Origin of the sequence: Bradyrhizobium archetypum (assembly GCF_013114835.1) — a bacterium.
Taxonomy (GTDB): domain Bacteria; phylum Pseudomonadota; class Alphaproteobacteria; order Rhizobiales; family Xanthobacteraceae; genus Bradyrhizobium; species Bradyrhizobium archetypum.
The window spans coordinates 626,806-640,733 of sequence record NZ_JAAVLW010000005.1 but is presented as its reverse complement, the minus strand read 5'-3'; the positions used below and the strand labels follow the sequence as shown (position 1 = coordinate 640,733).

The following is a 13,928-nucleotide window of genomic DNA, read 5'->3' as shown; positions in this document are numbered from 1 at the left end:
GTCGGAAGCTTGTTGATACCCCCTTGCTTCAAGCTCTCTCAAGAAGTGGGGCCAAGGAGGAATGTTACTGCGATACACGTCAATGGATGAAGTCGACATGCCTCCACCGGACGACGTTGATAGTCCGCCATACTGAGACGTCGACAGTCCTCCATACTGCGACGTCGATAACCCCCCATACTGCGATGTAGAAAGACCGCCATATTGGGAGGTCGACAACCCTCCGTATTGCGAAGTGGACATGCCGCCGTATTGAGACGTTGATAGCCCGCCATACTGCGAGGTGGACGCTCCGCCGTATTGAGAAGTGGACATTCCACCATATTGTGAAGTGGACAATCCGCCGCCCTGCGCTGTGCTCAGATTGCGCGGCCAAGTTCTCAGGTTTGGTATCTCAGGTCTGCCCATCAATTCTCCTCCTGCGGGAAGCAACCGATGATAGCAGAAGTCCACAGAAACATTGCCATTCTACGCAAGGTTCCCCGGATAATTGACAGAAAAATGCGAGCTACAATCGATAGAGGTCAGCCAGAAATTTCCCCCGGTGCCACCGGCCTGGCAATGAGGTCCTCCGCTGAGATGCACCGCATGGGCCGCGAGGCCTGCGCAATCATCCGCAAGGTCATGTCGGAAGCCGCGGCAGCAGCCCGAGCATCTGAGAAGGCACGCGAGCTGCGTCGTCAGGAGATGAAGAGGCTGGCTAAAGCGCTCAGGCGTATGGCGCGAGCTAGGCGGGCTGCGGAGTCCACAGACAGCCTTTCGGTTGGCCCTAGTGTCAATGAGGCGTCCACCTCAAAGCCAACCGCGGCGGCTCCGGCAGGCTCCAAGCGGCATCCTAAGCGCACTGCCGGGTCGACCTCGGTGGCACCTAAGCGCACGCGAGAGACACCCGAAGCCCGACGAAGACGGCTCTACGTGGCGCGCATGGCCGGCGTTCGTTAGGGCCTATGTCGAGCGTGCGTTGAGTCAATGCGTCGCAGTTGCAGTCGTCCAAATCCTCTCATACAAATCTACGCAACGTCCGTTAGACGGTTTTGTATGGAAGCAGGGCATGAAGATCGTAACTTACAAGCGAGTGTCGACTTCGAAGCAGGGCAGGAGCGGACTGGGCTTGGGCGCGCAGGAAGCGGCCATCCAAGACTTCGCACGGTCCCGAGGAGCCCGCGTCATAAGTGACTACACTGAAGTGGAGAGCGGCAAGAGCAATGAGCGGCCACAGCTCGCAGCAGCGCTGCACCACGCCAAGGTCACCGGAGCCACGCTCGTTATCGCCAAGCTTGATCGCCTGTCCCGCTCGGCGTCGTTCACCCTCACGCTGCGGGACAGCGGTGTCCGGTTCGTCTGTTGCGACATGCCTGAGGCAAACGACCTCACTATCGGCGTGCTTGCGGTGGTCGCACAGGCGGAAGCTCAGGCCATCTCAAGGCGCACCAAAGATGCCCTTCAGGTGGCACGCAAGCGCATCGCAGAGACCGGCCAGCGCGGACATCGGCGCGTCAAGCGGCTGGGCAACCCTAACGGTGCGGAGGCGCTCAGACGGGCTAAGAAGGGCAACAGAGCCGCCACTGCTCAGGTTAGCGCCAACGCCGACCAGAGAGCCCGCGATCTCGCGGCGGTGGTGCAAGACATTCGTGCTGCCGGAGCGTCGACCCTTGCGGCCATTGCCAATGAGCTGAATAGCCGAGAGATGATCACGCCGCGCGGTGGTCGCTGGTATCCATCGTCTGTGGCTAACCTGCTGAAGCGCATCGACGCGTGACCGCAGGAGCAACACGCCGCGTAAATGCGAGCCCGTGAGAGGGCGGGTGTCCTATGGCTAAGTGTTTTCGGCGTGCTTGCTTGCACCTTCGGTGCCGTTCAGTTGCACGCTAGGCGCACCTTTGAACCTCGCAGTCGCAGTTGTGAGGTTCCCGCTTGCAACTTTGATCTGTGGTCGGCATAGACGATTAAACCAGAGCGGCTCGCCACCCTCTAAAGACCGGCACTGACACGGAGCACAACGTGATCACGATCGATCAATACTCACTCGCGGCGCTGCCGATCGAGATGCATTTCAATGATACCCATTTGAGCCAAGGAACCGGATTTGTGTGGTCCGGCCCTGACCGCTCATTCCTGATCACAAATTGGCACAACGTGTCTGGTCGAAATCCCAACACAGGGAAACATCTTTCACCGACTGCAGCGGAGCCAAACAGGTTGCGGGTTTGGTTCAACGCGAAGGGTGAGATGGGAAGTAAATTAGGAAAGTTCGTGGCGCTCCGGACGGAAGCGGGGGAGCCGAATTGGTTTGTTCACCCTCAGCACGGAAAGAATGTCGACGTAGTCGCACTTCCGCTCACGTCGTTTCCAGATGTTGAGATGTACCCCATCAACAAGATGGAGAACACGAATCTTCAGTTAAGCGTTGGCATGGACGTTTACGTTCTTGGATACCCGTACGGGCTTGGCGGTGCGGGATTTCCTGTTTGGAAGCGAGGCAGCTTCGCGACGGAGCCTGAAATATCTCCTGCCGTCCAACTCCACATGTTTATCGACACGGCCTCGCGGCCGGGAATGTCCGGTTCCCCAGTGATACGAAGAAGCTGGTCGACCCACCTGCTGGAAGGGAATTCGATCTCCATGGGAGCGGCCACAGGAACAAGGTTTGTCGGTGTCTACTCGGGAAGAATGGCTGCCGCCGACCCGCTGGATGCACAGTTAGGCGTCGCTTGGCCTGCGTCTTTAGTTTCGGAGATCGTTTCTGGTCAAAAGCGCGACGACTTGTAGACGGGGCGCTTGGACTTGAACGTTGCAAATATCGTTGATGTCAGCGCCAGTGTCCGAGCATCTCGCGAGGGCAATTTTATCTGAGTGTTCTCGGCTAGCGGTTCTTCAGGCGCAAGCTAGATGCACTATTGGGCTACACAGGTGCGGGTGGGAGCGGCCCCACTTGCGGCCTTGATCGGGCATAGGCATAGACGAGGGTAAGCGGCACGGACGACTTGCAACCAAGCCGTTCCGATTTCTTGGGTAGCTGCGGGGGCGTCAGGCAGAGGGCGGAATGGCAATTACCGATCTCGACGAGTTGGTCCTCTCATGCAGGACTGAGCAAGCAAGAACCTACATTCAGGAGGCGGTTGGCAGCTATCGGGCTGGAGCGTACCGAGCTTGCATCGTTGCAACGTGGATAGCCGTGATATTCGATCTCGTGGAGAAGGTTAGGGACTTGGCGTTGGGCGGCGATGCCGAAGCTCGGAGCATGATCGAAAAGTACGAGCGGTGGCATAAGCAAATTGAGGATGGAAACCCGGATGCAATAAGACACAGTCTTGATTTTGAACGAACACTTATTGACGTTACCCAGGCAAAGTTCGAATTCTTTGAGCCTCAGCAGCTTTTGGAGCTGCGTCGGTTGAGGGAAGACAGGAATCGTTGTGCTCATCCCAGCTATCAAAGATTGGACACACCCTATCAGCCATCGGCGGAGCTGGCACGACTTCACCTCCGCAATGCAGTCGCACTCGTCCTGTCGCAGCCACCTGTTCAAGGCAAGGCAGCAATAAACGCTTTGATCTCAACCGTAGGCTCGGACTTCTTTCCACGCGAAAAGGCTGAAGCTCAGACAGCTCTTCTGAAAGCGGGGCTAGAGCGCCCGAAAGAGGCCCTCGTCACAGCCTTCGCCGACAAGCTCATGTACGGGCTGTTTGATCGAGCTTCGGGCCTGTTCGGAAGGAGGCAAACGCTGATTGCCTTGGGCGCGCTACATGATCTTCATCCCAGCTCAACGGAGCCACGTCTGCGCCGTGCGGTAAATAGGATTGCGAGAGAGACGAACGACAAGCGCGTTGAATTTGTGTTCGCCGTGTTGTCACACTTACCCATTACCGCAAATCTATTGGATGCGGACATCAAGAACAAGTTGGGCGAGTTTCTTCGGTCGGCGGAAGTCGAACGGGTGCAAACTCCAATCACTATCGCCTTAGAGTTTGAGGGCTTGAGGACGGCCGCGGAAGCGCGGCTGAATTCTCTGTCCGCGAAAGAGCTTATTCCTGTCGTTCAGCGCTCGAAAAGCCGAGCGGTTGTCGAGAGAGCTGTCGCGCTCTACTGCGATGTCCATCAATGGGTGGAAGCCAACACAGTATACGAGAGCTGTGTCGAGCCTCTGGTTCCTCATCTAACCGCCAATGATTTCAAAGCTATCATTGTTGCGTCAGTCTCGGGAGCCGATCTTCGGGGTGCGAATAGTTTTCACAGGCTGCTCACCCGCATCTACAACGAGTGCTTAATGCCTCGTGCTGAACTTCTCTCATTCTTGGTGGACACTGGCCTAGAGCTGGAAGCGGCGGGCCTCCAACATAGCTTGGACGATGATATTCCCTTTTGACCGATGCTGGTCCAAGCGTGCTGGGCTGGGTACGCAGTTGGGTACGCACGGCGCCAAAGACTAAGTTAACCTCTTCAATTTGTTCAGCTTTGGAGATCGATCAATAGGTGGCTGGGGAACCTGGATTCGAACCAAGACAAACAGAGTCAGAGTCTGTTGTGCTACCGTTACACCATTCCCCAATGGATTACCCAATGTAGTCAATAGCTTATCGGGCTATCTGGGTAAATCGCCGGCGGCGGGATCTTAAGGCAAAATCACCGTGCCCAGGTTGCCGTCGTTCTACTCGCTCGGTCCGGTCTTTGGCAAGCGCGGAAGAGGGGCATTTTGGACCGGTGGCGTTCGCTTTCCAGAGCTTCGGTCAGCTTTGCGGGCTCACTTCCTGCGGCGACGCGGAGTGCGCGCAGAAAGATTCGGCCGAGCGGCTGTAGAAGGCGCCGACCTCTCGGTCACTCGGCCGCCTGCTTGACCGAGCCGTGGGCGTCCAAATGCGCATCATGGTTAGGATTCGACGAACGGCTCCGTTGCGCAAACAGGTTCGAAAGCCGATCGAGATAGAGATAGACCACGGGGGTCGTGAACAGGGTCAGCGCCTGGCTGACCAGCAGTCCGCCAACCATGGCATAGCCCAGCGGCTGGCGGATTTCCGATCCGGTGCCGGTGCCGAGCATCAGTGGCACGCCGCCGAGCAGGGCGGCCATCGTGGTCATCATGATCGGGCGGAAGCGCAACAGCGCCGCCTTGCGGATCGCAGCCTTGGGCTCCAGGTTCTCGTCGCGCTCGGCCGTGATGGCGAAGTCAACCATCATGATGCCATTCTTCTTGACGATGCCGATCAGAAGCACGATGCCGATCAATGCGATCAGGCTGAAGTCGAACCCGAACAGCATCAGAATGGCGAGTGCGCCGACACCGGCGGACGGCAGCGTCGACAGGATCGTGATCGGGTGGATGTAGCTTTCGTAGAGAATGCCGAGGATCAGGTAGACCACTACGAGCGCGGCGAGGATCAACAGCGGCACCGTGCCGAGTGATTGCTGGAACGCCTGCGCGGTGCCTTGGAAGCTCGAATTGAGCGTCGTCGGTGCGCCGAGCTCGACCATCGCCTTCTGGACCGCGTCGGTCGCCTGGCCCAGCGCGACTCCTTGCGCGAGGTTGAAGCTGATCGTGATCGCCGGAAACTGGCCCTGATGGCTGATCGATAGCGGCCGCACCGGTACGCTGGTCCAGGTGGCAAAGGTCGATAGCGGCACCTGGTCGCCGGTTGCAGGCGATTTCACGTAGATCTTGTTCAGCGTGTCGAGGCTGCCCTGCAATTCCGGCAGCACCTCGAGCACCACCTTGTAGGTGTTGAGCTGGGTAAAATACTGCGTCACCTGGCGCTGGCCGAACGCATCATAGAGCGTGTCGTCGATCAGTTGCGGCTGGATGCCATAACGCGCGGCGGTATCGCGGTTGATCTTCAGCTCCAGCGTGGTGCCATTGGTCTGCTGGTCGGTGGCGACGTCGCGAAGCTCAGGCAGCGTCTGCATCTTTGCGAGAATCTTCGGCGCCCATTCGTTCAGCTCGGCCAGATTGGCATCCTGCAGCGTGAATTCGAACTGGGTTCGCGTCGGACGTCCGCCAAGCCGGACGTCCTGCGCTGCCTGCATATAGAGGCGGGCACCTTCGACCTTTTCCAACTGCGGACGCAGACGCGCGATGATCTGCTGGGCGCTCGCCTTGCGCTGGTCGCGTGGCTTCAGCGTGATGAACAGACTACCATTATTGCCCGCCCGGCCGCTGCCCCCGATTACCATCGCGACCGAGGCGACGTCGGGGTCGGCCTGCACGATCTTTCCAAGCTCCTCCTGATGCCGCTTCATGTCGGCGAACGAGATATCCTGACCGGCTTCCGAGGTCGCGGTGATCAGGCCGTTATCCTGCTGGGGGAAGAATCCCTTGGGGATGATGACAAACAGGTAAACCGATAATCCGAGCGTCGCGAAGAAGATCATCAGAGTGGTGAACTTCCAGCGCAGCGCGAGGTCGAGCCCACGCTCATACGTGCGCAGCATGGCGTCAAAGCCGCGCTCGCTCCATTGATAGAACCGGCCATGCTTGACCTCGCCATGCGCGCGCAGGAAGCGCGAAGCCATCATAGGCGTCAGCGTCAGCGACACGACCATCGACACGAAAATGGTCATCGCCAGCGTCACCGCGAATTCGCGGAACAATCGCCCGATGATGCCGCCCATCAGCAACAGCGGGATCAGCACCGCGACCAGCGAGACGCTGATCGACACGATGGTGAAGCCGATTTCGCCGGCCCCCTTGAAGGCGGCGGCCATCGGCTTGTCGCCTTCCTCGATATAGCGCGTGATGTTTTCCAGCATCACGATAGCGTCATCGACCACGAAGCCGACGGCAATGGTAAGTGCCATCAGCGACAGGTTGTCGAGCGAATAGCCGAACACCCACATCAATGCGCAGGCGCCGAGCAACGCCAGCGGCACAGTGACGGCAGGGATTACCGTTGCCCAGAAACTGCGCAGGAAGATGAAGATCACCATGACGACCAGCGCGATGGTCAGCAGCAGGGTGAATTGCACGTCTTCAACCGCCGCGCGGATCGTTGTGGTACGATCACTGATCACCTCGACCTTCACCGCCGGCGGAATCGCGGTAACCAACCGCGGCAGTGCCGCCTTGATCTTGTCGACGGTCTCGATGACGTTGGCGCCGGGCTGCTTGAATATCACCAGGAATACGCCGCGCTTGCCGTTGGCCCAGGCCGCCTGCTTGGCGTCTTCCGGGCCGGTGACGGCCTGGCCGACATCGCGGATCCGCAACGGGCCGCCGTTGCGGTAAGCGATGATGACGTCGTTCCAGTCCTTCGATTCCGGCAACTGATCGTTGGCGTAGATGGTATACGCGCGCCGCTCGCCGTCGATATTGCCTTTCGGGCTGTCCACGGTCGTGATCGCGATCTGGCTGCGCACATCCTCCAATGACAGGCCCTTGGCGACGAGCTTCGCCGGGTCGATCTGGATGCGGATGGCGGGCTTCTGCTGTCCGCCGATGATGACCTGGGCGACGCCGGAGATCTGGCTGATCTGCTGCGCAAGCTGGGCGTCGACGGCGTCGCTGACCGTGGTCAGCGGCAGCGTGTCCGATGTCGCCGACAATAACAGGATCGGCGAGTCCGCCGGGTTGACCTTGCGGTAGATCGGGGGCGAGGGGAGGTTTTTCGGCAACTGTCCGCTGGCCGCGTTGATGGCGGACTGCACGTCGTTGGCGGCGGCGTCGATCGAGCGGTTGAGATCGAACTGGATATTGATCGCCGCGGTGCCGAGATAGCTGGTCGAGGTCATCTGCGCGACGCCCGGAATTTGCGCGAACTGACGTTCCAGCGGTTGCGCCACCGACGATGCCATGGTTTCCGGACTGCCGCCGGGCAGGGACGCCGTAACCTGAATGGTTGGAAAGTCGACCTGCGGCAGCGGCGCGACCGGCAACAAGGGATAGGAGACGAGACCGACGAAGATGATCCCCGCCATCATCAGCGAGGTTCCGATCGGGTAGCGAATGAAGGGAGCGGAGATTCCCTGGCTCATTCGCGGGTCGTCCTGGCCTGAGCCTGATCCGAACTGGCGATCGCCGTCGTTACCACCGTGCCCGGCTGAACCTTGAACTGGCCCGCCGTGATGACCTGATCGCCGGGCGACAGGCCTTCATCGACCACCGAACGCCCGTCGTTCGAAGGCGTCACCTTGATGTTGCGAAGTTCAGCCTTGTTCTCCTTGTTGACCGTGTAGGCGTAAAGACCATTGGGACCATGCTGGACGGCGTCGTCGGGAACGACGGTGGCGTCCTTCAGCGTCGCGACGAGCAGCCGGGTCGAGACCGACTGGCCCGGCCACAGTGCGTGGTCCTTATTGTCGAATACCGCCTTGAGCCGGATGGTGCCGCTCGACGTATCGACCTGGTTGTTGATCAGCGAAAGCGTGCCGGTGGAAAGCACCCGCTTGCCGTCGGTAGAGAGCGCGATCGTTTTGGGAGGGCCGGCGGCGAGCGCCGTCTTGATCTCCGGCAACTGGTCTTCCGGCGCGGTGAAGATCACCGCAATCGGCTCGATCTGGGCGATGGTGACGATTCCGGTCTGCGTCGCGGCGTTGACGATATTGCCGACATCGACCTGGCGGATGCCAACGATTCCGGAGATCGGCGCCCTGACGGTGGCGTAATTGAGCTGGGTCTGCGCGTTTTCGATCATCGCGGTGTCGGCCTGGATCTGCGCCGTCAGCTGCGCGACGGTCGAGCGCTGCGTGTCGGTCTGTTGCCGGGTCGCGAATTCGCCAAGCCTGGTATAGCGCTGCAGGTCGAGGCTGGCGTTCGCGAGATTGGCTTCGTCCTGGGCCTTCTTGGCCTTGGCCTGATCGAGGGCGGCCTGGAACGGCCGCGGATCGATTTCGACCAGCGTGTCACCTTCCTTGACGAACTGGCCTTCCTGAAATGCGATCCGGTTGATCTGACCGTCGACGCGGGTGCGAACGACGACAGTATTGAAGCCCTGCACGGTGCCGAGACCGGTCAGATAAACGGGAAAATCGGCCTTCTCGACCGTGGCAATCCGCACCGGTACGGCGGCGTGGGCAGGTGCGGGCTTCTGGGTTTCAGCCTGCGCCTGGTGATCCTCACCCTGGAATCGCTGCCAGCCCAAATAGCCCAGTGCAGCGATCGCTGCGATCAGCAATACCCAACGGATGGTGCGCGACCTCGGCATGACGGCTCATGAATTGAAAAGAAGTCCCCAATGCTGCCGATATAACGTCCAGGCGCTTGCCGAGTACAAACACTAAGGCTTGAGAATCCTAAACAATTGGAAAGGTTTGAAGCGGCGGCCGAGCAAGACTCAGCGCCAACGACCTGCGAAATACCTCCGCATCTTTCAAGCGGGGTTGAATGCCGGATTGTTGTCGTTCATATCGCGCGGTCGAACGTTTGCGAAACGCGGGGTGCAGGATGGACGAACTGAACGGACGCATGATGGCGTGCCAGATTCTGATTACGGGACTGATTGCGCGCGTCGCAAACGATTCGCCCGATCCATTACGATTCCTCACCGACTTTCGCGACGAGATCAAAGCGGTCGTCAGGGGGGTCAACATATCAGGCATGGACAACACCGATCGCGTCCGTCAGGTCGCGCAATCCACCGTCGACGAATTGTTTTCGCTGATGAAGCCGCCGAGCAGCGATCAATAGCGTGAAAGTCAAAATGCAACTTAAGCCTGATTTTACGGCGTTCTTGCATCTCTTTAGAACGCTTACAAAGTATTCTTTAGAACCATTTCAAACTGCAGATTAGAATCGTTGTGATCTGGATCGATTCAACCGAAGTGTTGCGCTGATCGCGTTGACCCCAAAATTTCCGATCGGTACCTAGCGCGCGGGACCATTCGCCGCATGTCGATTTGCCGCGAATTGAAATTGTCAGGGGCACGTGATGAATGTTGTGAAGGCGCCGAGGTCGCTTCGTGTTGAAGCGGCAATCAGTTCGCTCGGCCAGACGGTTGAAAACAATTCAGGCAAGAAGGTTTCTGCGGTTGCGGGCCTCATTGCGGTAGCGTCGTTCTCCGGCGCAGAAGCGCAGCAATCAAGTCTGCCGCCGGTGACCGTCGATGCCCCGGTTGCTCGCCCGCGTCCGGCTGCATCAAAACCTTCCGCGGATCAGCTACGCGCCCGTAGCGCGCTGCGCCGTGCCGCACGCCGTTCGCAGCCCGCGCAAGTCGCCCCAGTGCCGTTTCCCAATGCGGGCCAACTGGCGGCTGACCGCAATCCCTACGCGGATGCGGCCGCGCCTTACAAGATCGACCGTGTTCAGGCGTCCGGCAAGTTTCCCGAGCCTTTGCTCAACACGCCGAAGACTATCACCGTGCTGAGCAAGGAGGTGCTTGCCGACAAGAACATCACCTCGCTCCGCGAGGTCGGCCGCTCGACCGCCGGCGTGACGCTTGGGTCGGGCGAGGGCGGTAATGCGTTCGGCGATCGCTTCTTCATCCGCGGCTTCGATGCCCGCAACGACGTCTTTATCGACGGTATCCGCGACCCCGCGGTCTCGATCCGCGAAAACTTCTTCACCGAGCAGATCGAAATCCTGCGCGGACCGGCGTCGTCCTATGCCGGCCGTGGTACCGCCGGCGGCGCCATCAATATCGTCACGAAGCAGGCGGGTGATCGTAACTTCTACAACGCCGAGAACACGTTGGGCACCGACCGCACCAAGCGCGTTACGCTCGACGTCAACCAGGTGATCAGCCCGACCTTCTCGATTCGCACCGGCGGCATGTTCCAGGATGCCGGCGTCGCCGGCCGCAACTACGTGACCGACGATCGCTGGGGCGGTTTCATCTCGACCAAGTGGACGCCGACCAACGACATCAAGATCACCACGAACTACGTCCATACCGACCTCAGCGGCCTGCCGGACTTTGGCGTCCCCTATTACAGGCAAGGCAATGGGCCGGTCACCGAGTTCGGCATCCCGAGACAGAACTGGTACGGCTTCGTCAACCGCGACTTCCAGACCGCGCGGCAGGACTTCGGTACCCTGACGGGCGAGTATAAAGTCACCGATAACATCACGCTGAATAGCCGGACCCGCGCGGAGCACTCGCTGCTGGCCTATATCGGCACACTGCCGCAGTCGCCCGTGACGACAAATCCCGATCCGACGAAATGGACGTTCACCGCGAGCCCGCAGAGCCGCAACCAGTTCGTTGACATCCTGGCGAACCAGGAGGATGCCACGTTCAAGTTCGACACGGGTTCGGTTAAGCATACGGCCGTGGTTGGCCTTGAGGTTTCCAACGAACGCGTTGGAATCAACCGGTACACCGGGCTTTCGTCGGAAGTTTTCGGTGCCGGTGCATTTACCGGCGCCGGCGCTTTGCCGGGCCAGTCGATCTATGCGCCGAGCTACACCTTTATTCCGTTCACCACCATTCCAGCGCTGGGCGGCGATCCGACCCGCTACAATGTCGACAGCAAGGCCTTCTACGTCCTCGATACCGCGAACTGGGAAGACAAGATCATCCTGAACGGCGGCATCCGTTATGATGGTTACGACCTGCGATCGTCGACCAGTGCGAGATCGAGCACGGTCAACTCGGATTTTATCAACTATAATGGCGGGATCGTCTTCAAGCCGGTACCGATCGGAAGTCTCTATGCGGCCTACGCGACCTCGACGAACCCGTTCGGTTCGGAGCTCGACGGTACCGCGGCTGATTACGGCGGAGCCGTGCCGGGCGGCGTCGTCCTTGGGCCCGAGCGCAACAAGGCTGCCGAAGTCGGCACCAAGTGGGAGCTGTTCGATCGCCATCTCTTGGTAACGGGCGCGCTGTTCCATACCGAGAAGGACAATGCGCGCGAAACCGTCAACGGCGTTCTGGCGTCGGGAGCGGCCTACCAGGTCGAGGGGATCGACCTCGAGGTCAGCGGTAACATCACCGATCGCTGGAGCGTCTTCGGTGGTGTGGTGCTCATGAGGTCGAAGGTCACGCAAAGTGCTCTGGCGTCCAACATCGGGCTGCAAATGGCCAACATCGCCCATGAATCCTTCAGCATGTTGAGCAAGTACAAGTTCGACGGGGGCTGGGAACTTGGTGGTCAGGCGGTCTACCGTTCGAAGATCTATGGCGGCACCTTCGGCGCCAACACCGGCACGGAGCTGCCGAGCTACTGGCGCTTCGATGCGTTCGTCGAGAAGAAGATCGACAAGAACTGGACCATGAAGCTCTATGCGCAGAACCTGACCAACAAGCTCTATTACGACACGCTCTACCGCAGCGCGGCGCCGTTCGTCGCGGTCGCGCCGGGGCGGGCATTCTATCTCGTCACGTCGGCGAAGTTCTGATCGTGCTGGTCTGCGTCCCCGAGGTTCTGAGCAAGGCTGATGTGGCGGATTTTCGCCGCATCATGGACGCTGCTGTCTGGGAGGACGGCCGTTCCACGGCGGGGGCGCAGTCGGCAATGGTCAAGCGCAACGAGCAGCTTCCGCCGGACAGCGAGGTTGCGCGCGCGCTCGGCAATCGCGTGCTGTCGGCGTTGACCGCCAATCCCAGGTTCATCTCGGCGGCGATCCCCCTGCAGATCTTCCCGCCGCTGTTTAACCGCTACGCCGCCTCTGGCGGGCACCATTTCGGCCTCCATGTCGACAATGCAGTAAGGGGAGATCGGCTCACTGGCTTGCGGATCCGGACCGATCTCTCGGTGACGCTGTTCCTGTCCGAACCTGATGAGTACGACGGCGGTGAGCTGGTGGTGGAGGACCTCTACGGTTCCCATGAGATCAAGCTCGCAGCCGGGGACCTCGTGCTTTATCCTGCGTCTAGTTTGCATCTGGTCACGCCCGTCACACGAGGTATGCGGGTGGCGTCTTTTTTCTGGCTGCAGAGCATGGTACGGGATGCGCATGCCCGGAGCCTGATCTTCGATTTCGATACTGCGATCCAGGCTCTGGTGGAGCGGCTGGGACGAGACGACCCTGAAACGGTCAAATTGACCGGTATCTATCACAACCTGATCCGCTACTGGGCCGAAGTATGAAGAACATGTCTCTTTCGCGCGTGACGACGTTTGCGATGATCTCGGCGCTGGCAATGCTGTTGCTGGCGACACCGTTGTCGGCCCAGCAGAATGCGACCCCTCCGACACCGTCCGCGCCTGCGGCCCAGCAGGCGCCCGCCGTATCGCAGCCTCCGGCTGCGCCGCCTCAGCAGCCGGCCGCGGCTGCGCCGGCCGCACCTTTGGACGCGGCCGCCACGCCGGCGGACCGCGAGGGCAAGTTGCTGAAAGCGGCGACCGCCGAACTCAAGGAATTGTCGCCGTGGTCGATGTTCAAGTCGGCCGACGTGGTGGTCAAGGCGGTCATGATCGGCCTTGCCTTTGCGTCACTGGTGACCTGGACCATCTTCATCGCCAAGATGATCGAATTGACGGTGGTTCAGCGCAAGGTGCGCTCGACGCTGGCCAAGATCGCCGACGCGCGGTCGCTGGCGGAAGCGCAATTCGCGCTGGGGGCCAAGGGCAGCGTGCTGGCCTCCTTCCTTGCGGCAGCGATGCGCGAGGCGCGGCTGTCGGCGGGCATATCGAGCGATGCCGGCATCAAGGAGCGCGCCGCGTCGAGCTTCTCGGAGATCGTGCGCGCCGAGGCGCGGCGGATCCGGCTCGGCATGGGCCTTCTGGCAACCATCGGCGCGACGTCGCCCTTCGTCGGACTGTTCGGCACCGTCTGGGGCATCATGAACAGTTTTATCGGCATTTCGAAATCGCAGACCACGAACCTCGCCGTGGTGGCGCCCGGCATCGCCGAGGCGCTGCTCGCCACCGCTATCGGTCTGGTCGCTGCGATCCCCGCCGTCATCATCTACAATCACTTTTCGCGCGTGACCAAGGGCTACATGGAACTGGTCAGCCGTGCGTCGGGGGCTGCGGGAAGGCTGTTGTCGCGCGATCTCGACCGCACCCATGTCAGTTCACACGGCGGCCCACATTCGCGGGCAGCGGCGGAGTAGGC

9 protein-coding genes and 1 tRNA gene are annotated in these 13,928 nt (G+C 60.2%); 7 read left to right on the top strand and 3 right to left on the bottom strand.

Annotated features, from left to right (window positions below; genetic code table 11):
- Nucleotides 1–1,051: 1,051 nt before the first annotated feature.
- From HCN50_RS19490 to HCN50_RS19480, 3 genes are all read left to right on the top strand, one after another.
- Entirely contained in the window at nucleotides 1,052–1,759 is a 708-nt protein-coding gene (locus tag HCN50_RS19490; protein ID WP_171711269.1) for a recombinase family protein, read from the top strand.
- 242 nt (nucleotides 1,760–2,001) lie between these two features.
- Nucleotides 2,002–2,769, top strand: a complete 768-nt coding sequence (locus tag HCN50_RS19485; RefSeq protein WP_171711268.1) for a trypsin-like peptidase domain-containing protein — start codon at nucleotides 2,002–2,004, stop codon at nucleotides 2,767–2,769.
- A gap of 274 nt (nucleotides 2,770–3,043) precedes the next feature.
- Nucleotides 3,044–4,366 carry a hypothetical protein gene (locus tag HCN50_RS19480; RefSeq protein WP_171711267.1) on the top strand — a complete coding sequence of 441 codons (1,323 nt, stop codon included), beginning with the start codon at nucleotides 3,044–3,046 and terminating at the stop codon, nucleotides 4,364–4,366.
- 108 nt (nucleotides 4,367–4,474) lie between these two features.
- Here HCN50_RS19480 and HCN50_RS19475 read toward each other — a convergent pair.
- The 3 genes from HCN50_RS19475 to HCN50_RS19465 form a co-directional block, all read right to left on the bottom strand.
- Nucleotides 4,475–4,548, bottom strand: a tRNA-Gln gene (locus HCN50_RS19475).
- Nucleotides 4,549–4,815: 267 nt separating this feature from the next.
- Complete coding sequence (locus HCN50_RS19470) at nucleotides 4,816–7,962, bottom strand: multidrug efflux RND transporter permease subunit (protein WP_171711266.1); 3,147 nt, start codon at nucleotides 7,960–7,962, stop codon at nucleotides 4,816–4,818.
- Nucleotides 7,959–9,131, bottom strand: coding sequence for an efflux RND transporter periplasmic adaptor subunit (locus HCN50_RS19465; protein ID WP_171711265.1), 1,173 nt, complete (start codon nucleotides 9,129–9,131; stop codon nucleotides 7,959–7,961). Before HCN50_RS19465 ends, HCN50_RS19470 begins: the two co-directional genes overlap by 4 nt.
- A gap of 239 nt (nucleotides 9,132–9,370) precedes the next feature.
- Here HCN50_RS19465 and HCN50_RS19460 point away from each other — a divergent pair, with 239 nt between their 5' ends.
- The 4 genes from HCN50_RS19460 to exbB all read left to right on the top strand — a co-directional run bounded on the left by HCN50_RS19460 (nucleotide 9,371) and on the right by exbB (nucleotide 13,926).
- The gene (locus HCN50_RS19460; protein ID WP_171711264.1) at nucleotides 9,371–9,613 is read left to right on the top strand and encodes a beta/alpha barrel domain-containing protein; all 243 of its coding nucleotides are present in this window, start codon (nucleotides 9,371–9,373) and stop codon (nucleotides 9,611–9,613) included.
- A 241-nt stretch (nucleotides 9,614–9,854) separates the two neighbouring features.
- On the top strand, nucleotides 9,855–12,266 hold the full coding sequence (locus tag HCN50_RS19455) for a TonB-dependent receptor (protein WP_171711263.1): 2,412 nt from the start codon (nucleotides 9,855–9,857) through the stop codon (nucleotides 12,264–12,266).
- Between the two features lie 2 nt (nucleotides 12,267–12,268).
- Complete coding sequence (locus tag HCN50_RS19450) at nucleotides 12,269–12,958, top strand: Fe2+-dependent dioxygenase (protein WP_171711262.1); 690 nt, start codon at nucleotides 12,269–12,271, stop codon at nucleotides 12,956–12,958.
- The gene (gene exbB / locus HCN50_RS19445; RefSeq protein ID WP_376700300.1) at nucleotides 12,955–13,926 is read left to right on the top strand and encodes a tonB-system energizer ExbB; all 972 of its coding nucleotides are present in this window, start codon (nucleotides 12,955–12,957) and stop codon (nucleotides 13,924–13,926) included. The genes HCN50_RS19450 and exbB overlap by 4 nt, the downstream gene beginning before the upstream one ends.
- Nucleotides 13,927–13,928 lie beyond the last annotated feature (2 nt).